The following is an 18,754-nucleotide window of genomic DNA, read 5'->3' as shown; positions in this document are numbered from 1 at the left end:
CCGAACCCCGAAAGCGGGTCCGGCCCCGGGCAGCCGTGCCCCGGGGCCGGGCCACCACCGGCTGCTCCGGACCGGCGCGTCCGGCCGGTCCGGAGTAGCTGGGCTAACACTGTTAGGTACGGTGGGGCGATGGACTCCGCGCGCATCTACGAGAACTGCCAGGGCCGACTGCTGGACCTTGCCGCCACCCTGGACCAGGAACAGCTCGACACCGTCGTCCCCGCCTGCCCGGACTGGACCGTCCACCAGGTCTTCGCCCACCTGGCCGGGCTCAGCGCCGAGGTCGCCGAGGACAAGGTCACGCCTCCGGCCACCGACGAGGTCACCGCACGCCAGGTCGCCGACCGCGAGCACCTGGGCATCGACGAGATCGGCGCCCAGTGGCGTGACAGCGCCCCCGCCCTGGTGGAGATCATGCGCACCCGGAAGAGGGCGCGTTACTCCCTGCCAGCGCTGGACGTGTGGCACCACGAGAACGACATCCGGGGCGCTCTGGGTCTGGAAGCCCAGACCGCGGACGCCGACCAGCTCGCGGCCTTCCCCCTGGGCGGTCTGGCCAAGGGGTGGCCCGACGAGGCCCCGTCCCTGCGGGTCGAGGCCGCGGACACCGGACAGGAGTGGAACCTCGGCCAGGGAGGTGCGCTCACGCTCAGCGGCACCGCCTTCGAGCTGGCCCGTGCGGTGACCGGCCGACGCAGTGTGGCCCAGATCCTGGCCATGGACTGGTCCGGTGGCGACCCCGCGCCGGTGGCCCCGTTCCTGCCCACCCTGCCCGCACCCAAGGTGGACCTGAGCGTGTGACCGCGGCCCGTGGGCGGGGGCACGGGCACCCGGACACGGCACCGGACCCCGCCCTTGGCGCCCGGTTCAGGGGCAGAGGACTCAGGGACTGTAGGGGATGCGGTCGATCGCCCGCACCTCGCCCAGGGTGGACCACTCGTTGCGCCCCAGCCGGGCCATCGGGCGCAGCAGGGTGGCCTCCGGGTGGCCGTCCACCAGCACGCCCTCGTCCACGGCCGCGTTCAGTACCCGTCCGAAAACGACGGTGGAGTCTCCCAGCCTCAGGGTCGAGTGCAGCGCGCACTCCAGCGCCACCGGAGAGTCGGCCACCCGGGGCGGGCGCACCGACGTGCTCGCCTCCCGCCTGATCCCCAGCGCGTCGAACTCGCTCACGTCCGCCGGATAAGCGGTCCCGCTCGCGTTGATCTGATCCTGCAACGGCTCCGGCGCCAGGTTGACCACGAACTCACCGGTCTCCTCCACGTTCCGCAGGGAGTCCTTTCGCCCCACCGAGGTGAACTGCACGATGGGCGGCTCGGTGCAGGAGACCGTGAAGAAGGAGTGCGGGGCCAGGTTGTCCACACCGGCCCCCGAAGTGGAGGAGACCCACGCGATCGGGCGCGGGACCACCACGGACGTCATCAGCTTGTAGAAGCCCCGGCCGGGCAGGTCGTCGGGGGTCAGTTCAGTACGCATCGGTACCGATTATCCCGTGTGTGAGGGGCGGCCCCGGGCATACTCGCCGGATGGAACTGGTCACTGCAGACGATGTCCGGGCCGCCGCCACCCGGGTCCAAGGCCACGTGGTGCGCACCCCCCTGACCGCCGGACCCGAGACCGAGCGTCCCTTCCTCCTCAAACCCGAGAGTCTGCAGCCCACCGGCGCCTTCAAACTGCGCGGGGCCACGAACGCGGTGGCCCTGCTCAACGGGGCCCAACGGGGCAACGGCGTCATCACCCACTCCTCCGGAAACCACGGTCTGGCCTTGGTCGTGGCTTCGGCGCGGCACGGTGTGGACTGCACGGTGGTGGTGCCCGAGGGAGCGCCCGAGATCAAGGTGGAGAGGATCCGGGCGGCGGGTGCCCGGGTAGTGCCGGTTCCGCCGGCCGAACGGCTCACCGCCGCCCAGGAACTGGTCGAGCGCGAACTGCTGGCACTGGTCCCGCCCTTCGACGATGCCCGGGTGATCGCCGGGCAGGGCACCGTGGGCCTGGAGATTCTGGAACAGTCGCCCGAGGTCACCACCATCGTGGTTCCGGTCGGCGGGGGAGGGCTGGCGTCGGGCGTGGCCACCGCCGCCCGGACGGCGCACCCGCGCCCCGTCCGGGTCGTGGGTGTGGAGCCGGAGCTGGCCGCCGACGCCCAGGAGAGCCTTCGGGAGGGCCGACTCGTCACCTGGGAGCCGGAACGCACCTACCGGACCATGGCCGACGGGGTGCGCACCTGCCTGTCGGAGTTCACCTTCGCCCACCTGGCGGACCGGCTGGACGAGGTGGTCACCGTCTCCGAGGACGATATCGCCCGTGCGGTGGGCCTGCTGGCGCACGGCTCCCGGCTGGTGGCCGAACCCAGCGGGGCGCTGGCCGCCGCGGCGCTGCTTTCGGGGCGGGTCGACACGGTCCCGGACCGGCCCGAGGCGACGGTCGCCGTGGTCTCCGGAGGCAATGTCGACCCCTACCTCCTCGCCCGCCTGGTCGCCACCGGCTGAGTCCCGCGCCCGGTCCCGGATCCGGCCCCGCGGTGTACCGGCGCGAGCGTGCGCACTGGCGGGTCAGTACAGGGTGGGTCGGCCCAGGGCGAGTGCGCGGTACTCAGCCGGCGTGCGGCCGGTCTCCTGCTTGAAGACCTGACCGAAGTGCGAAGGGCTCCGGAAACCCCAACGCGCCGCTATGGCCGACGCTGCCAGGTGCGCCAGCCCCGGCTCCGCCAGGTCCGTGCGGCACATCTGGATCCGGCGGGTGCGGACCCACCGGGACACGCTGTGCTCCGTCAGTTCGAACAGACTGTGCAGGTACCGCAGCGAGATGTGGTGCGCTGACGCGATCCGCGCGGGACCGAGTCCGGGATCGCCCAGCCACGCGTCGATGTACTCGAGGATGTCCCGCAGGAGGACCTCCTGGGGCCGCGCGGAGCACAGCCCTCCGGGACCGCCGAGTTCGGCGGACAGCATGGCTCGGACGAGGTCCATGCTGCCGCGGACGGCCAGCGGCGCCTGTCGGCCCAACGATTCCAGGTTCCGGTTCAGGGTGAGCACCGTGTCCCAGGCGGCGGCGGTCAGCCCCGGCCCGTACTCGAACGCGGTCGCGGTCAGGTCGGCCAGCGGTTCGGCTTGGGGCGATCCCAACCGCTCCTTGGGGAACCGTATGCACGTCGACCGGTAGTCGTCGCTCGCGGTGATCTCCGCGGGCCTGGACGAGTCGTAGACGGCGAACATCCCGGGTCCGAGCACCGCTGTCTTGTCATCCTGCGTCAGCCACAGTTGCCCGGAGAGCTGCAGAGTCAGCACGTAGAGACCGCTGTCGGCCTCCGTGATGGAGTCCCGGTCCCGGTACGCGGCGTGTTTCCCACAGGCCATGTCCACGAAGTTGACGTCGCTGAGCGCCCGGTTGCGGATCGCGCCGCTGAAGTCACCGGGACGGGCGCAGTCGAACCGGAACCGCATCACGCTCTCCCGAACTGCCACCGCCCAGGATCCGAAGTGCACCCTGTCCGTGCCCGGCCTCTCCAGCAGGTCGTCGGCGTGCGCCAACAGCTTTGTCATCGCCTTCTCCACGGCTCACGGGGGTGCGCTGGGGGAACGGGACCGAGTGTGGCCCACGGCACCGCCGAGGGGAAAGGCCGACGATCCACACTGCACGCGGGCGACAGGGCTGTGCGCTGTCGCCGTATGCCTCCCCACCAGGCGCTTTCTAGTGTCCAGGGCACGGTCCGGTTACCGGGGCATCCGGGGGCCAGACCTTGCTTACCCCGTCGGTACCCCGGCCTCACCGCGAGGGCAGGGTGCTCCGGCCAGCCCATGCACGAGTCACCACACGAGCCCGGCCCCCGCTCCCCACCGCACGAGCAGTCCGAGTGGTACGAGCAGCGGGGCGGTCAGCTCCTCCGCGCGCTCGATCCGACGCCTGAGGAGGACCGGTATGCCGGCACCGCACAAGGCCGGGGGAGAAGTGGTCACGGTCCGCCGGGGACGGATATGGATCCCCGGCGAACGGGTTCGCACCGAGGTCGGAACGGCGCAACGGGCGCCGATGTTCGTGCACTGGGAGGCTCCGGCCACCGGTGCACGCCCGCTTCCGCTCGTGCTCGTCCACGGGGGCGGCGGCCAGGGCACCGACTGGACGGGTACCCCCGACGGGCGGCCCGGGTGGCTCTCCCACCTGGTCGCGGCAGGTTTCGCGGTGTACGTGGTCGACCGTTGCGGGCACGGACGCTCTCCCTACCACCCCGACGTGGTCGGACCCATGGGCGCGCAGTTCCCCTACGAGGCCGCGGCCGCGCTCTTCCTGCCCGAGGACGCACGCGACACCCAGACCCAATGGCGGCTCGGCCGTGACATCGGCTCCCCCGACTTGGACCGGCTGGTCAGCCCGATGGGACCCCTCCCGGCCGACCTCGCCGAATCCCAACGGATGGACACCGACCGGCTGGCCCGGCTCCTCGACCTGACCGGCCCCGCGGTGCTGATCACACATTCGGCGGGTGGGCCGGTGGGGTGGCTGACCGCGGCCGCACGGCCGGGCGCCGTCGCGGGGATCGTGGCGATCGAACCCGTCGGCCCGCCGTTCGCCGAGTTCCCCGGGCTGGGCACCCTTACCTGGGGTCTGACCAGTGCGCAGATCCCCACCGACCCGCCGGCCGAACACCCCTCCGAGGTTTTGGACCGACCCGTGCCCGGCCTGGCGGGGACCCCGGTCAGCGTGGTCACCGGCGGCGCCTCCGCCTTCGCCGCGTTCGCCCCGGACGTCATCGACTTCCTACGCCGATCCGGAGCCGAGGCCGAATCCCTCCACCTGCCCGACCACGGCATCGACGGCAACGGCCACGGCCTGGCCTTCGAAGCCAACTCCGACGAGACCGTCGTCCCCGTCATCGACTGGATTCGCACCTTGGAAAGGGAGCAATGAGCATGAGCCAACTGCACGTGAGCGACGAGTTCGACGCCCTCATGGACCGCCTGGCCGAGACCGACCCGGTCCTGAGGGAGGAGGCGGACAAGGGTGAGGAGCTCCGCCGCCTCACCGACCCGGCGGTGCGGGCCTTACGCGACAGCGGGGCCTTTCTGGCCAGCCTTCCGCACGAACTGGGCGGCTACGAGTTCTCACCGCGCCAGGTCATCGACACCATCGCCCGGATCACCTACGCCGACGCTTCGGCCGGGTGGGCCTACATGGCCGTGCAGATGGTCACCGGGACGACCGCCGCCTACCTCGGGCCCGAGGCCGCACGGGACCTCTACCCGGACCCGGCCGCCGGCGCGTACGCCCTGATCGCCGGGCAGGGCACCAAGCTGGGCAAGGCGGTCAAGGTCGACGGCGGATACCGGATCAGCGGGCACTGGCACTTCGCCTCCGGTATCACCATGGCCTCCCACGTGCACACCGCCGCCTGGTGCGAGGAGACCGGCCAGGCACTGGTCTTCACGCTGCCCGTCGAACAGGCCGAACCGGTCGACAACTGGGACGTGATGGGCCTGTGCGCGACCGCCAGCATCGACTACCTGTGCGACGACGTGTTCGTGCCGGACACGCACGTCTACGAGGCGTCCACCATGGACGTTCGCATCGGCGGCGCGGTCTACCGCATGGGGTTGGCGAACATGGCCGGCGTCTGCCACACCGGGTGGGCGTTCGGAGTGGGTCGGCGCATGCTGGACGAGATGCGCCTGCTCGTCGGGCAGAAGACGGGCACGCCCGGCGCCTCCGTGGACACCCAGCAGTTCCACGCCGAGTACGCGACGGCCGAAGCCAAGCTGCGGGCGGCGCAGGCCTTCTCCGACCAGGTGTGGGCGGCCAACGAGGAGACTCTGGGCCGCGGCGAGCACCTGTCCACCGAACAGGAGACCCTCACCAGGCTCATGCTCAACAACGCCACCTGGTCGGTCCACGAGGTGGGCGAGACCGTGTACAAGTGGGCGGGAACGGCCGCGCTGCGCCGGGGCGACCTCCAGCGGTACTTCCGCGACCTGCACGCGGGCACCCAGCACATCACCTCCAGCCCGGTGGTGCTGCAGAAGTGCGGCAAGTGGCTGAGCGGTCTGGCGCCCGAAGGCCGCTGGGTCTTCCTGGACCTGGTGGAGGAACAGCGGTGACGGAATCCGGCGGAGAGCTGACCGAGCTGTTCCGGATCGCGTTCCGCAACCACGCGGCCCGGGTCGCGATCATCACCGCCGAGGACGGGGACGGGCCGTTAGGGCTGACCGCCACCTCGGTCATCTCGGTGAGCGCCGATCCGGCGCTGCTCGCGTTCTCGCTGTCGGGGCGGTCGAGGACCGCAGCCCGGATCGCCCGGGTGGACACGGTGGTCGTCCATCTGCTCTCCGCCGGGCAGGTGGAGCTGGCCAAGCGGTTCTCCGTCAGCGGCGTCGACCGGTTCGCCGCCCCGGCCAGCTGGCGCCGACTGGCCACGGGGGAGCCGCTCCTGCTCGGTGTGGACAGCTGGTTGCGGGGCAGAATCGTGCGCCGGTGCGCGGTAGCCGACGCGACCCTCAGCGTGGTCGACGTCCTGCAAGCGGAACCGGGCAGCCTCTCCGATCCGCCGCTGGTCTACCGCGACCGGTCCTGGTACGCGTTGGACGAGACGGCGGAAGTGGCGTAACCGACGTTCAGGCGGCCCTCCAGCGGAAACGCGTGTCCTCGTCCGTCGTCGTGCACTGCATCAGCGTCCCGTTGCCCGTGTGGCCGTACTGCCAGTGCTCCGAACAGAATGCCCCAGGGTGCACACCCTCGACCGGCCCGGGCTCGGGTTCCGGTTCGGGCTCGGGCGCCGGTTCAGGTTCCGGGGCCGGGGTGGGCTCTGGCTCCGGGCTCGGGTCACCGATCTCCGCCGGACAGTCCTGGCCGTCGGAGACCACGAACAGCGCCACCTCGAGCACGTCGTCGAACGGCGCGGTCGCCTGCTCGGGCTCCTGCCCGCACACCGTGTGGACAGCGGCTTCGGTAGGGGTGTCCACGTCCCCGAAAGCGCTCTCCACCACCACGGTCAGCCCCGCGGCCTCACCCCAGGAGCGGGCCTCGTCCGCGGTGTCCCCGGTGAACTCCGGAAGCTCGGGCCACTCCTCGGCCGTTTCCCCCTCCGCGCAGTCCAGCCCTTCGGGGGCCACCACCAGGTCGACTTCCTCCTCGCCGACCTCTTGGTCGCACACGACCATTGCCGAGCGGATCCACTCCGCGTCCTCACCGGACGCGGCCAGTACCAGATCAGCGAGGTCCAGTTCGGCCTCGTCGAGGACCTCCTCGGCCTCGGGAAGGTGGAGGCCCACCAGTTCGAGGGGCGGCTCCTGGGTGGGCGAGGGTGACTCGGCGACCGAAGCCGCCGGGGGTTCCTCCTCAGAGGAGGGCAGGAGCGAGGCGAGAACGACGAGGGAGATCAACCCCGATAAGCCCAGGCCTGCACAGCCGCAGCAGCCCAGGCCGACCTTGGCCGACGGGGGCAGAGGCCGTGGTGGTCGCACCACGGAGGGGTGCGCGGAATGTGGACCGGACATGGCGGCTCCGTCTCTGAGGCAGAGAGCGGCGGAGCAGGCGCCGGTCGAACGATCCGCGGGGGTGCCGCGGTGGCGTCGACATTAGCGGCATATGACCTGAATTGTGGGCCGGATCCGCATAGTAGGGCGTACTCAGTCCGGTCGGGCGAGCGTCCGTGCCATGTCCGCCAGCTCCCCGGTGAGCGCGGCGAGGTCGCGGCGCTCCTCCCGGATCCAGTGCGCCACCATCTCGCCGGAGAGCGCCGCCAACAGCGCCTGCGCCCGGACCTCCGCCGCCGGGGCGCCAGCCTGCTCCAACAGGTGGCGGCAGTGCGTGCGCCACAGCGCGTGCGCGCCGCTGCGGAAGCGGGCGCCGGGCGCGCTGGTCTCGGACAGCAGCACCAGTTCGAGCTGTTCGGCCACCAGCTCGGCGTAGCCGACGACGAAGGCGACCAGCCGTTCCTCTGGATCGGCGTCAGGACCCAGCGGCGGCGGCCCCGACAGCATGAGCTCCTGGAAACCGCGCTCCCGCTCGTCCAGCAGGGCCATGGCAAGCCCCGCCTTGTCGCGGAAGCCGCGGTAGAGCGTTCCCACGCCCACCCCGGCCTCCTTGGCGACGGCCTGCATGGTGACGCGTTCTACGCCCTCGCGCGCGAACAGCCGCTCGGCCGCGCCGAGCACCTTGGCCTGGTTGCGGACGGCGTCCGCGCGCGGCCGTCCGCGCGCACCGTCGCGCCCCTGCTCGACCACGGGCAGGGGAGGTCTGCTTGACGAAGCGGAATGTGTTCCGCTACTTTCGCTCATGAAGCGGAACCTATTCCGTTTTCCAGTGCTTGTCCACTCGACACTCGAGGAGCCACCATGTCCCGACTCTTGCACATCAGCTCTTCACCCAGAGGCGGCGCCTCCGAGTCCCTGTGGTTGGCCGACGCCTTCCTGAGTACCTACCGACAGGTCCACCCCGGCGGCGACGTCGACCACTTCGACCTGTGGGACAGCACGCTGCCCGAGTTCGGTCCTGCGGCCACGGGGGCGAAGATGGCGGTGTTCGCCGGCGAGGAACCCGCGGGTGAGCAGGCCGAGGCCTGGGAGGCCGTCAAGGCGACCTTCGCGCGGTTCGACGCCGCCGACCACTACCTGTTCAGCGTCCCCATGTGGAACTCCGGGGTGCCCTACGTCCTCAAGCAGTTCATCGACGTGGTCTCCCAGCCGGGGTTACTGTTCGGCTTCGACCCCGAGACCGGCTACGAGGGCCTCCTGGACGGTAAGAAGGCCGCGGTGATCTACACGGGTGCCGTGTGGGGTCCGGGGCTGGGGCCCGAGTTCGGCAGCGACTTCCAGCAGCCGTTCTTCGAGGGCTGGTTGCGTTGGGCCGGGGTCGAGGACGTCACCACCGTGCGCTTCCAGCCCAACCTCGTCACCGCGGATGCCGCTGACGCCCGAGAGAAGGCGCGCGAGTCCGCGCGCAAGGCCGCCACCACGTTCTGACCGGCCGCCGACGGCAGTCGAAGGGCCAGGCGGCAGGCCTCCAGCCGCGCGGTCGGCTCAGGAGGTTCGCGGGGCCGGTTCGGCGTACTCGTGCGCGGTCAGCTGGAGGTGCCGTTGGCGGCGGTGGTGCCGGTCGGGGCGCTGGCCACCAGTTCCTTGGTTTCGGGGATCCCGTCGGAGGCGCCGTTCGCTTCGGGGCCGGAGGTCCCGGCCAGCTCCGCTGTGGGGGTGTCGTCCCCGGCCGCGCTGTCCGTCGTCCCGGCCCGGTCGTCGGCGCGGTCCTCGCGGCGGCGCATGGCCATGTCGGACAGGATCGCCAGGCCGAAGGCGATGACCATCGCGGCAACAACCAGCAGCGTGGTCAGGGCGGCGCCGAACGAGGTGGGGTCGATCATGGTGACTCCGTGGGTGAGGGGTGCCGACACGCACAACCGTAATAGGCGTTAACTTTCAAACCTAGTGTTAGCTCAAGTGAACTGCGTCATACCCATGATGCGGTGCCCGCACACGACGACCCGCACACGACGGAGGGCCCCGAACACGCCGCACCCAGGGGCAGCGTGATCGGGACCCTCCGTGGGCCAAGAGCGCGCCCTAGAGGATCGAGCCGGGAGTGTAGGCCGCGGCCTCCGGACGGGCGGCCACGATCTCGTCGACCCGGGCCACCACGGCCGCCACCTGGTCGGCGGCGGCACCGGTGAAGGTGATCCGGTCGGCCAACAGGGTGTCCAGTTCGGTGCGGTCCAGCGGGAAGCGCTCGTCACCGGCGAGCCGGTCCAAGAGCTGGTTCCCCACACCCTCCTGGCGCATCGCCAGTGCGGAGGCCACCGCGTGCTCCTTGATGAGCTCGTGCGCGGTCTCCCGGCCCACACCGGCGCGCACCGCCGCCATCAGCATCTTGGTGGTGGCCAGGAACGGCAGGTAGCGGTCCAGCTCGGCGGAGACCACCGCGGGGAAGGCACCGAACTCGTCCAGCACCGTCAGCATGGTCTCGACCAGGCCGTCGAAGGCGAAGAACGCGTCCGGCAGCGCGACCCTGCGCACCACCGAGCACGACACGTCGCCCTCGTTCCACTGGTCACCCGCCAGCTCACCGGCCATCGACGCGTAACCGCGCAGGATCACGGTGAGGCCGTTGACCCGCTCGCAGGAGCGCGTGTTCATCTTGTGCGGCATCGCCGACGAACCGACCTGGCCCTCGGCGAAACCCTCGGTCACCAGTTCCTGCCCGGCCATCAGGCGGATGGTCTTGGCCAGGGAGGACGGGCCGGCGGCCAGCTGGACCAGCGCCGTCAGAACCTCGAAGTCCAGGGAACGCGGGTAGACCTGGCCCACGCTGGTGAAGCGGTGCTCGAAGCCGAGGTACGCGGCTACTTCGCCTTCCAGGGTGGCCAGCGCCTCGCGGTCGCCGCCGAGCAGATCCAGCATGTCCTGGGCGGTACCGACCGGGCCCTTGATACCGCGCAGCGGGTACCGGTCGATCAGCTCCTCCAGGCGGCCGTGGGCCACCAGCACCTCGTCGGCGATCGAAGCGAAGCGCTTGCCGAGGGTGGTCGCCTGCGCGGCAACGTTGTGGGACCGGCCCGCCATGACGGTCTCGCCGTACTCGGCCGACAGCTTCCCCAACCGGGCGAGCAGCGCCACCACGCGGTCCCGCATCAGGACCAGGCTGTCGCGGGTCTGGAGCTGCTCGACGTTCTCGGTGAGGTCACGCGAGGTCATGCCCTTGTGGACGTGCTCGTGCCCGGCGAGGGCGTTGAACTCCTCGATCCGCGCCTTCACGTCGTGCCGGGTGACGCGCTCGCGTTCGGCGATGGAGGCCAGGTCGACCTGTTCGAGGACTTTCTCGTAGTCCTCCACCACGCCGGCCGGGACGTCCACACCCAGGCGCGCCTGGGCGCGCAGGACAGCCAGCCACAGCCGCCGCTCGGCGACCACCTTGTACTCGGGGGACCACAGCCGGGTCAGCTCCGCGGAAGCGTAGCGGGCGGCAAGGACATCGGGGATCACAGGTTTCGCGCTCACGTCGTGTCACTCTATCGCCCTGAGCTGGGGTGGGCGCGCGGCGGCCCACCCACGGTTCCAAGGGCGGCCCGGCACGCTGGCCCGGGAGGCACGCCCCCAACGTGCGGGTAGGGCGGTCCCTACCGTGAACCGGTGGGTCCGGCGGATGTCCCCGCCCGGGGCCGGCGCCCTAGCGTTGGGTCCATGATCACGCGGAACGTCCCGGGAAGGGCGCCGAGTACCCTGCTCCAGGCCCTCGCCAGCCCCAGGTACCTGCTCACGTCCTGGCCCTGGCGGTCCCTGGCCTACACACTGACCACCCTGGTGGTCGGGGTCGTCCTGTTCTCCGTGGCGCTGCCCGTGTACGTGCCCTGGGCGCTCTTCGCCGGGATGCTGGGGGGCGGCGCCTCGAGCGGTCCGCTGGTGTTCTGGTTCTTCTTCGGCCTGTTCACGGTGCTCTGCTTCGCCCCGCTCGTCGCCATCCCCCTGGGCGTTTTGGAACGGCGCCGCCTCCACCTCGTCATGCCGGACGAGAACCGCAGCGGGCACCGTGCCCCGCCAGCCGGACTGTGGGGCTGGATCCACACCCGCTACTCCGAGGCCGCCACCTGGCGGGAGGTGGTCTATGCGGCGGCCATGTTCCCCATCTTCGGTCTCGTCTTCCTCCTGCTGGGGGCCCTGGCCTCCCTCACGCTCGTTCTCGCGCTCAGCCCGTTCCTGCTGCTCAACGAGAACGAATCCGCGATCTCCGTGGCCTGGGTCACCCTTACCACCCCGGCAGAGGCCGTGCCCCACGCCCTGGCTTCCCCGATCCTGGCCGCACTGCTCCTCTACGCCTGCGGACTGATGTCCTACGGCCACGGCGCCATCGCCCGCGCCCTCCTGGTCGGCCCGCCCAAGGAGGAGCTGCGGGCCGAGCTCGACCAGGTCACCGAGTCCCGGGCACGCCTGGTCAACGCCTTCGAGTACGAGCGCAGGAGGATCGAACGCGACCTGCACGACGGTGCCCAGCAGCGACTCGTGGCGCTCAGCATGGACCTGGGTATGGCCCGCGTCGACCTCGAGGAGGGTTCACCGGCCGACAGCCGGGTAGCCGCGGCCCAATGCAAGGCGGACGAGCTCATCGACGAACTCCGGGAACTGGTGCGCGGCATCCACCCGCGGGTGCTCACCGACCGAGGCCTGCACGACGCCCTCCAGGAGCTGGCCGACCACTGCCCCGTCCCCGTCTCCGTTGAGACCGCGGTCCCGCACCGGCTGCCCGCGTACGTGGAGGGCACCGCCTACTTCGTGGTGGCCGAGGCCCTGACCAACGTCTACAAGCACGCCGACGCCACCGCCGTCACCGTGCGCGCGCACCTCGCTCCGGCCGCCCCCGCCGCCGTCGGCACGCTCGCGGTCGAGGTCACCGACGACGGCGCCGGGGGAGCCGACCCCGGACGGGGTACGGGCCTCACCGGCCTCGGCGACCGGGTCGCCGTGATGGGCGGCACAATGGGACTCTCGAGCCCCGAAGGCGGGCCGACCCGGATTCGAGTGGAGCTGCCGTGCGGACCGATGCCCCAGAACCCGACGCCGTGACCCCGATACCGACCGTGCTCGCCGAGGACGGCGTGCTGCTGCGCGAGGGGCTGGTGGGTGTGCTGGAGCGCTTCGGATTCCCCGTGGTGGCCGCGGTGGAGGACGGCGACGCCTTGGTCGGGGCGGTCGACGAGCACCGCCCCGAGCTGGTGGTCACCGACATCCGCATGCCTCCGGACTTCACCGACGAGGGCCTGCGCGCCGCCGTGCGGGTGCGCAGGGAGCACCCCGGGCTGGCCGTGGTGGCACTGAGCCAGTACGTGGAACTGAGCTACGCCACGGACCTGCTCGACTCCGGGGACGGCAAGGGCGTGGGTTACCTGCTCAAACAACGGGTGGGGGACGTGCGGGAGTTCGCTTCGGTACTGCGCCGGGTCGTGGAGGGCGCGACCTTCGTCGACCCCGAGGTCGTCCGGCAGCTGTTGCGCCGCAGCTCCGACCCGCTGGAGCGGCTGACCACCCGTGAGCGCCAGGTGCTCGAACTCATGGCCGAGGGCCACTCCAACGGGGCGATCGCCCGCAGGTTGGTGGTCAGCGACGCCGCGGTGGGCAAGCACGTGGGCAACATCCTGGCCAAACTGGACCTGCCCCCGGACGACGGCGTCCACCGCCGGGTCCAGGCCGTCCTCGCCCACCTGCGCGCCCAGTCGGGCTGAGGCGCGCACCGCGCCGACCTCGCTTGCACCGCACAGACGCGGGGCGCACCGCGTCTGTGCGGTGCGCCCCGCCGAACCGAGCGCCTGGTCAGTCGCACATGCGCCAGTCGATGTACTCCACGGTCTCGTCGCCCATGACCCACGCGTCGTGCCCCGGCGGGATGTACACCACCTGTCCTTCGCTGAACTCCCGCTCCGTGCCGTCGTCCATCCGGCAGCGAAGCCTTCCGCTGACCATGTATCCGCTGTGCTGCAGCAGGCACAGGTCCACGCCCAGGAGCGCACCGTTGTGCACGGACCAGTGCCACCCCGGTTGGAGGACCATGCGGACGACGTCGCGGCCGCCGATGGTGATGAAATCGGCGCGGCCGCGTCCGAAGTTCGCCGTGCGGAGGGGTGCGGAGAAGTCGTCGGACTCCGGGACTTCGGGAGTCTCCTCGTCCCAGGCCTGGACGGTGGACTGGTGGGCGATCCGGTCGTCGACCAGGTCCAGCATGGTCATGCTGATGACCGCGTTGCCGTCGGGGTACACGGACCTCTCGGTGTAGGCAGCGTGGTCGCCGTCGACGACGCACTGGAGCACTTCGTGCGTCATGTCCACCTCGTAGACCTGGCGCATGAGGTCCTCGATGGCCTTCCTGCCGTGCAGGACGGAGGGTGCGCTGGGCGGGGTCCGCCGGTCGATCATCTCCATCTCGGCGTCTTCGGTGAACAGCTGGGTGAGGGCGTCGGGGTCGCCCTCTTCGAGGGCCCTCCTGAATGCGGTGAGGTCGAAGCGTGCGCTGGGAGAGGACATGGCAGGTCTCCTTTCACACCGGGCCCTCGTCCTGGCGGAAGGGGCCCGATGACCAGCGTCCTCCCGTTCCAGGTCTCGAGTCGCTCAAGATCTGGTCATGAGTTGGTCGGTAGTGGGGCGGCGGGCGCCAGGGCCGGGCCATGGGGCCTGTGCACAGGGATGCGGGGCGGGTCCGGAGACGGCCCAAGGCGGGGCGTATCGTGGGTTGAGCCCTGCCACGCGGTGCGAGCCCCCGCGCAACCCCGGAGGAGACAGGATGCAGCCGACGGTCGCGGCCCCCGAGAGCGTCACCTGGAGAGTCCACCTCGACCGTTCGATGTGGGTTGCGGGGGTGCGGGCCCTGATGCTCCAGGCCCTGCACCCGATCGCGATGCAGGGGGTCTGGCAGCGCTCCGACTTCCGCACGGACCCCACCGGCCGCCTACTGCGCACCGCCCACTTCATCGCGGTCACCACCTACGGCAGCCAGGCCGAGGCCGACACGCTGGGCGAGCACATCCGCCGCGTCCACCGGTCCCTGAGCTTCACCGCCCCGGACACCGGGCGCCTGCACCGGGTCGACCAGCACGACCTGCTCGTGTGGGTGCACTGCGCCGAGGTCACGTCCTACCTGGAGACCTGCCACCGGGCCGGGCTGCAGCTCAGTACCTCGGACCTGGACCGCTATCTCGACGAGCAGGCGCACACCGCCACGTACGTGGGGCTGGCCCCCGACGACGTGCCCCGCAACGCCGCAGACATGCGCCGCTACCTGTCCGCCGTCCGGCCCGAACTGCGCGTCACCCCAGAAGCCCGCCAGGCCGTGCGCTTCCTGCTGTGGCCCAAAGTCCCCGAGCGGCTTTCCTGGCTGGCCCCGCTCAAACCGCTCTGGTTCCCGGTGGGTGCCCTGTCTTACGCGACCCTCCCGGTCTGGGCGCGCCGGGCCTACGGGGCGTTGCCGGAGTTCCCCGGTGGCGACGCGGCGGCCACCGCCGGCCTGCGGGTGCTGCGTTCGGGGCTCAACCGAGTGCCCGAGCGCTACTACAACCTGATCTTCGACGAGGCCACGGTGCGCAGCGCGGACGAGGCGAAGGCGCGCCTTCTGGACGCCGGGTACGAGGTGGAGAACGGGTTCCGCGCTCTGCGCGGCCGCACGGTGTTCCGTTCCCCCGCCGGGGCCGATTCCAGGGCGCTCTCCGAGGCCTGACCGTTCTCTCCGTGCCCGTTCCCGGACCGTGTGTGGTGGCCCGCGTGTACGGCGCGGATAGCGTGGCGGTGGGAGGTTGCATTGAAGCGCAGGAAGCTCAGGTACGGGCTGTTCATGGGGGCGTGTGTGCTGCTGTTCGCAGGCGCCCTGCCCGTCTACCACCTGTTCGGTACCGGATGGGCGGTGGCGATGTGCGTGGTCGCGTCGGTCCTCCCGCTGGTCGCCATGACGGTGGGCAGCATCGCCGACCCGGCCGACCCGCGCGACCGCGACAACAGGTACGGACCCAACGCCGAATAGGGCACCGGTGAGCTCAGCCGGAGCTCTCCGACTCCGCCGCCGGTGGGGCGATGAGGCCGTCAACGACCACGTCGGCCAGTCGCTCGGCATCCGCGAGGCGCTCCTCCAAGGAGCGTTCGGGCCGTCCGCTGAGCCGGTCGACGAGGGGGCGTTGGGTGGACCCCGCTGCCGGGCCGATGACGGTGAAGTACATCAGCTCCACCGGTAGGTGACGCATCCGGCCCGCCGCGACCAGCCGGTCGACGCTGGGGGACACCGCCGCCAGGGTGGGTTCGATATAGGAGCCGTACAGGTAGTCGACGCGCTCGGACTCCTGGTGGAACTCGTCGGTCAGCGCACGTCCGAGGAACGGTGTCTCCACCATCGCCCGGTAGAAGTGTCTGGCCACGGCGCGGAGCAGGGCAGCGTCATCTCCCTCGTGCCGGGCCATGACGGCGGCGCGTTCGCGCTCCTGGCGTTCCAGCACCCGGTCCACGGCTGCGCGCCAGAAAGCGGCCTTGGACCCGAAGCGGTCGTGGATGAAGTTGTGGCTGACACCGAGTCGGCGGGCCAGCTCCCGGGCCGAGGCCCCGTTGTAGCCCAGTTCCGCGAAGGCCATCAGCCCGCGCTCGAGAACGGTCTCCTCGTCGGGGGCGGAGGGCCCGTCGGGTCCCGGGCGCCCCGGACGCCTGCCCGACCTCGGCTCCGCCATGACTCCGCCTTCCTGGAAAATCGGCCTTGACACCTGTCAGATATTACCTAATCTGACAGGTGTCAGGATGAGGCGGAGCGGCAGTGGAGCGAACACCCATGACAGACCACGCGGAGCGGGACACGGTGGCGAACTGGCCGAGCGGGCGCGGAACCCGCGAGGCGGTGGCGAAGCGGTTCGGGACCGCCGACGCCGAACTGGCGGCCCGGGCCCTCACCACGGGGGACCCGCTCGCCGACGCGGCGGCCGAAGAGGTACGGGCCGGAGGCAGGCCGGTACGCGCGGCACTCCAACAGGGCATCCAACACGGCCTGTCGTCGCTGGACAACCCGCCCGAAGCGGTCGCCGCCCTCCTGACCCACACCGAGACCCGCCCCGAATACGTCGACGACGCCCTTCTCGACCGCGCCTCGGCCTCCTACTTCGACGCGCCCCCTGAAGCCCAGCTCATCGCGCTGTCCGCGGGATCCCTGGTCCGGGTCTACGAGTCACCGTCCATCGCCGAGGTCCTCGCCATGAGCGGGCGGCTCATCGACGCCGTGCCCCGGCGGATCGAGGACACCGGGCGCTGGGTGCTCACCGCCATGCTCCCGGGGGCACTGCGCCCCGGCGCCCCCGGATACGCCGCCACCCTCCAGGTGCGGATGATGCACGCCCACATGCGTGTCATGGCCAGGCGGCGGGGCTATGACGAGGCGGACTTGGGCGTACCCGTCAACCAGGTCGACCTGGCGCGCACCTGGATGGACTTTACACTGACCTCGCACCACGCCCTCGACGTGATGGGCTACGAAGCCGCCGAGGCAGACCGCGCCGACCAGTACAGGTACTGGTGGTACCTGGCCCACCTGCTCGGCATCGACCCGCGTCTGGTCGAGGGGGTCCAAGGACCGGAGCGGGCCCGGAGCAGGGACGACCTGCTGCAAGCCGTCACCGGGCCCCTTGTCCCCGAGGCCGGACAACTGGCCCACGCCACGCTGGGGTCCATCGCCGCCACCCTGAGGCAACTCGTCCGTGTGCCCGAGGTGCTGGGCGTCCCGGCGCTGCACGCGCTGTCCCGCCGCTTCCACGGCGACCGGCGGGGCGACGCACTGGGGCTGAAGCGCTCGGCGGTCGCCGACGCCGTTCTCCCCTCGGGCATCGCCGCGATCAGGTCCCGGCACGCGCGGCTGCGCCGGAACCCCGGAGCCCTCCAAGAACGGCGGGCCAGCGCCATCGCCAAGGTCCGTGCCGACCTGGCGGCCGCAAGTCGGCCCGCGAGCCATGCGGAGGGGGCCGACCCCGACCGCCCGGTACCCCGAGAACACTCGCGCAAGGGCTGAGACTCCGGCGGCTTGCCCGGGTGGCCACGACCACCCGTGTGACCGCCACAGCGCGCGGCCGCGACAGCGGAAACGGGCCCGCGCCGAGGGGTTGCCCCGGCACGGGCCCGAGACGTCGTACGAACGTGTGGGGTTGGAGGAGCGCCTAGCGTTCCAGGACGCGGCGCAGGGCGGCCAGAACCAGTTCGGCCCGGTCCAGGCGGGCGTTGTGGCCCATGAGGCCGATCCGCCACACCGAAGCGGCATAGCGCCCCACCCCGGCGCCGATCTCCAGGCCGTAGTCGCGCAGCAGCCGCTCGCGGACCTTGCCCGAGTCCACACCGTCGGGGACGCGCACCGACGTCAGCTGCGGCAACCGGTGCCCCTCGGCGGCGAACAGCTCCAGACCCATCTCCTGCAGGCCCTCGCGCAGCCGGGTGCCGGCGGCCTCGTGCCGGGCCGCCACCTCGTCCGCGCCCTCCTCTTCGATGCGGGCCAGCGCCGCGTCCAGGGAAGCGACCATCGAGGTCGGTGCGGTGTGGTGGTAGGCGCGGCCGCCCGGGCCGCCGCGCACGTAGGCGCCCAACAGGCCGAGGTCGATGTACCACACGGGAGGGGCCTGCACCCGCCGCTCCCAAGCGCGTTCGGAGAAAGTGAAGGGTGCCAGGCCGGGCGCGACACCCAGGCACTTCTGGGTACCGGAGTAGGCGATGTCCACCTGCCACGCGTCCAGCTCCATGGGCATGCCGCCCAACGAGGTGACGCAGTCGGCGATGAGCAGGGTGTCGTCGGAGCGCTCGCGCAGGGCGCGGCCCAGGGCACCGATGTCGCTGACCGCGCCGGTGGACGTCTCGGCGTGTACGGCGGCCACCAGGGTGGGGGAGGGGTGGGCGTCCAGGACCCGCTGGACGTCCACGGGCTGGCCCCACTCGTGGTCGACCCGGACCACCTCGGCGCCGTAGCGTCCGGCGACCTCGCACATGCGCTCGCCGAACAGCCCGTTGACCGCGACGACGACGGTGTCACCGTTGCGCACGGTGTTGGCGAAGGCCGTCTCCATGCCCAGGGATCCGGTGCCGGAGAGCGGGAGTGTGAGCGGGTTCTCGGTGCCCCACAGGGAACGCAGGCGCCCGCAGACGCGTTCCAGCAAGGCGATGAACTCGGGGTCCAGGTGACCAAGCAGGGGCGCCGCCAACCCCAGAGTCGCCTCCGGGTAGGGGTTGCTGGGCCCCGGACCCAACAGGGTGCGTTCGGTGACAGACATGGCCACACACTAGCCCGGGGGCGG

At 71.3% G+C, this 18,754-nt stretch carries 20 protein-coding genes; 11 read left to right on the top strand and 9 right to left on the bottom strand.

Annotated elements, in window-relative coordinates; all coding sequences use genetic code 11:
- Positions 1-129 precede the first annotated feature (129 nt).
- Positions 130-801, top strand: a complete 672-nt coding sequence (locus ACYVD1_RS05965; protein ID WP_460768908.1) for a maleylpyruvate isomerase family mycothiol-dependent enzyme — start codon at positions 130-132, stop codon at positions 799-801.
- A gap of 81 nt (positions 802-882) precedes the next feature.
- Here the strand turns inward: ACYVD1_RS05965 and ACYVD1_RS05960 are convergent, their stop codons facing one another.
- A complete protein-coding gene (locus tag ACYVD1_RS05960; protein WP_460768906.1) occupies positions 883-1,476 on the bottom strand; it encodes a flavin reductase family protein in 594 nt (197 codons plus the stop codon).
- Between the two features lie 50 nt (positions 1,477-1,526).
- Here ACYVD1_RS05960 and ACYVD1_RS05955 point away from each other — a divergent pair, with 50 nt between their 5' ends.
- Positions 1,527-2,489, top strand: coding sequence for a threonine ammonia-lyase (locus ACYVD1_RS05955; protein WP_460768904.1), 963 nt, complete (start codon positions 1,527-1,529; stop codon positions 2,487-2,489).
- Positions 2,490-2,552: 63 nt separating this feature from the next.
- Here ACYVD1_RS05955 and ACYVD1_RS05950 read toward each other — a convergent pair whose 3' ends face one another.
- On the bottom strand, positions 2,553-3,542 hold the full coding sequence (locus ACYVD1_RS05950) for an AraC-like ligand-binding domain-containing protein (protein WP_460768901.1): 990 nt from the start codon (positions 3,540-3,542) through the stop codon (positions 2,553-2,555).
- Positions 3,543-3,918: 376 nt separating this feature from the next.
- Here ACYVD1_RS05950 and ACYVD1_RS05945 point away from each other — a divergent pair, with 376 nt between their 5' ends.
- Genes ACYVD1_RS05945 through ACYVD1_RS05935 form a run of 3 tightly spaced genes read left to right on the top strand, consistent with a single transcriptional unit; the run spans position 3,919 to position 6,595 of the window.
- Positions 3,919-4,905 (top strand): alpha/beta fold hydrolase, encoded by a 987-nt coding sequence (locus tag ACYVD1_RS05945; RefSeq protein ID WP_460768898.1) that lies wholly within the window; start codon positions 3,919-3,921, stop codon positions 4,903-4,905.
- A gap of 2 nt (positions 4,906-4,907) precedes the next feature.
- Positions 4,908-6,089, top strand: coding sequence for an acyl-CoA dehydrogenase family protein (locus ACYVD1_RS05940; protein WP_460768895.1), 1,182 nt, complete (start codon positions 4,908-4,910; stop codon positions 6,087-6,089).
- Entirely contained in the window at positions 6,086-6,595 is a 510-nt protein-coding gene (locus tag ACYVD1_RS05935; protein ID WP_460768892.1) for a flavin reductase family protein, read from the top strand. The genes ACYVD1_RS05940 and ACYVD1_RS05935 overlap by 4 nt, the downstream gene beginning before the upstream one ends.
- A gap of 7 nt (positions 6,596-6,602) precedes the next feature.
- Here the strand turns inward: ACYVD1_RS05935 and ACYVD1_RS05930 are convergent, their stop codons facing one another.
- Together ACYVD1_RS05930 and ACYVD1_RS05925 are read right to left on the bottom strand one after the other, a co-directional pair.
- Positions 6,603-7,484 carry a serine/threonine kinase gene (locus ACYVD1_RS05930; protein ID WP_460768888.1) on the bottom strand — a complete coding sequence of 294 codons (882 nt, stop codon included), beginning with the start codon at positions 7,482-7,484 and terminating at the stop codon, positions 6,603-6,605.
- Positions 7,485-7,616: 132 nt separating this feature from the next.
- On the bottom strand, positions 7,617-8,267 hold the full coding sequence (locus ACYVD1_RS05925) for a TetR/AcrR family transcriptional regulator (RefSeq protein WP_460768886.1): 651 nt from the start codon (positions 8,265-8,267) through the stop codon (positions 7,617-7,619).
- Between the two features lie 57 nt (positions 8,268-8,324).
- On the opposite strand from ACYVD1_RS05925, the gene ACYVD1_RS05920 reads away from it, so the two are divergent.
- A complete protein-coding gene (locus tag ACYVD1_RS05920; protein WP_460768883.1) occupies positions 8,325-8,951 on the top strand; it encodes an FMN-dependent NADH-azoreductase in 627 nt (208 codons plus the stop codon).
- A gap of 98 nt (positions 8,952-9,049) precedes the next feature.
- Here ACYVD1_RS05920 and ACYVD1_RS05915 read toward each other — a convergent pair whose 3' ends face one another.
- Together ACYVD1_RS05915 and purB are read right to left on the bottom strand one after the other, a co-directional pair.
- Positions 9,050-9,346, bottom strand: a complete 297-nt coding sequence (locus ACYVD1_RS05915) for a hypothetical protein (protein WP_460768881.1) — start codon at positions 9,344-9,346, stop codon at positions 9,050-9,052.
- Between the two features lie 199 nt (positions 9,347-9,545).
- The gene (gene purB / locus ACYVD1_RS05910) at positions 9,546-10,976 is read right to left on the bottom strand and encodes an adenylosuccinate lyase (protein ID WP_460768877.1); all 1,431 of its coding nucleotides are present in this window, start codon (positions 10,974-10,976) and stop codon (positions 9,546-9,548) included.
- 183 nt (positions 10,977-11,159) lie between these two features.
- Between purB and ACYVD1_RS05905 the strand changes: the two genes are divergently transcribed.
- Complete coding sequence (locus ACYVD1_RS05905; protein WP_460768874.1) at positions 11,160-12,536, top strand: sensor histidine kinase; 1,377 nt, start codon at positions 11,160-11,162, stop codon at positions 12,534-12,536.
- Positions 12,503-13,192: a response regulator gene (locus ACYVD1_RS05900; RefSeq protein ID WP_460768872.1), complete on the top strand. Its 690-nt coding sequence runs from the start codon at positions 12,503-12,505 to the stop codon at positions 13,190-13,192. The genes ACYVD1_RS05905 and ACYVD1_RS05900 overlap by 34 nt, the downstream gene beginning before the upstream one ends.
- Before the next feature lie 88 nt (positions 13,193-13,280).
- Here ACYVD1_RS05900 and ACYVD1_RS05895 read toward each other — a convergent pair whose 3' ends face one another.
- Positions 13,281-13,988 (bottom strand): nuclear transport factor 2 family protein, encoded by a 708-nt coding sequence (locus tag ACYVD1_RS05895; protein WP_460768868.1) that lies wholly within the window; start codon positions 13,986-13,988, stop codon positions 13,281-13,283.
- A gap of 256 nt (positions 13,989-14,244) precedes the next feature.
- Here ACYVD1_RS05895 and ACYVD1_RS05890 point away from each other — a divergent pair, with 256 nt between their 5' ends.
- The gene (locus ACYVD1_RS05890) at positions 14,245-15,174 is read left to right on the top strand and encodes an oxygenase MpaB family protein (RefSeq protein WP_460768864.1); all 930 of its coding nucleotides are present in this window, start codon (positions 14,245-14,247) and stop codon (positions 15,172-15,174) included.
- A gap of 81 nt (positions 15,175-15,255) precedes the next feature.
- Positions 15,256-15,474: a hypothetical protein gene (locus ACYVD1_RS05885; RefSeq protein WP_460768861.1), complete on the top strand. Its 219-nt coding sequence runs from the start codon at positions 15,256-15,258 to the stop codon at positions 15,472-15,474.
- 13 nt (positions 15,475-15,487) lie between these two features.
- Here ACYVD1_RS05885 and ACYVD1_RS05880 read toward each other — a convergent pair whose 3' ends face one another.
- Complete coding sequence (locus tag ACYVD1_RS05880; protein ID WP_460768858.1) at positions 15,488-16,165, bottom strand: TetR/AcrR family transcriptional regulator; 678 nt, start codon at positions 16,163-16,165, stop codon at positions 15,488-15,490.
- Between the two features lie 98 nt (positions 16,166-16,263).
- Between ACYVD1_RS05880 and ACYVD1_RS05875 the strand changes: the two genes are divergently transcribed.
- Positions 16,264-17,487 carry an oxygenase MpaB family protein gene (locus tag ACYVD1_RS05875; RefSeq protein ID WP_460768854.1) on the top strand — a complete coding sequence of 408 codons (1,224 nt, stop codon included), beginning with the start codon at positions 16,264-16,266 and terminating at the stop codon, positions 17,485-17,487.
- A gap of 145 nt (positions 17,488-17,632) precedes the next feature.
- Here ACYVD1_RS05875 and ACYVD1_RS05870 read toward each other — a convergent pair whose 3' ends face one another.
- Positions 17,633-18,730: a pyridoxal-phosphate-dependent aminotransferase family protein gene (locus ACYVD1_RS05870; RefSeq protein WP_460768851.1), complete on the bottom strand. Its 1,098-nt coding sequence runs from the start codon at positions 18,728-18,730 to the stop codon at positions 17,633-17,635.
- Positions 18,731-18,754: the final 24 nt, after the last annotated feature.

This window comes from Nocardiopsis nanhaiensis, from assembly GCF_054778635.1.
Note: the sequence above shows the minus strand (reverse complement) of the source record. Positions and strands in the feature narration are given on the sequence as shown.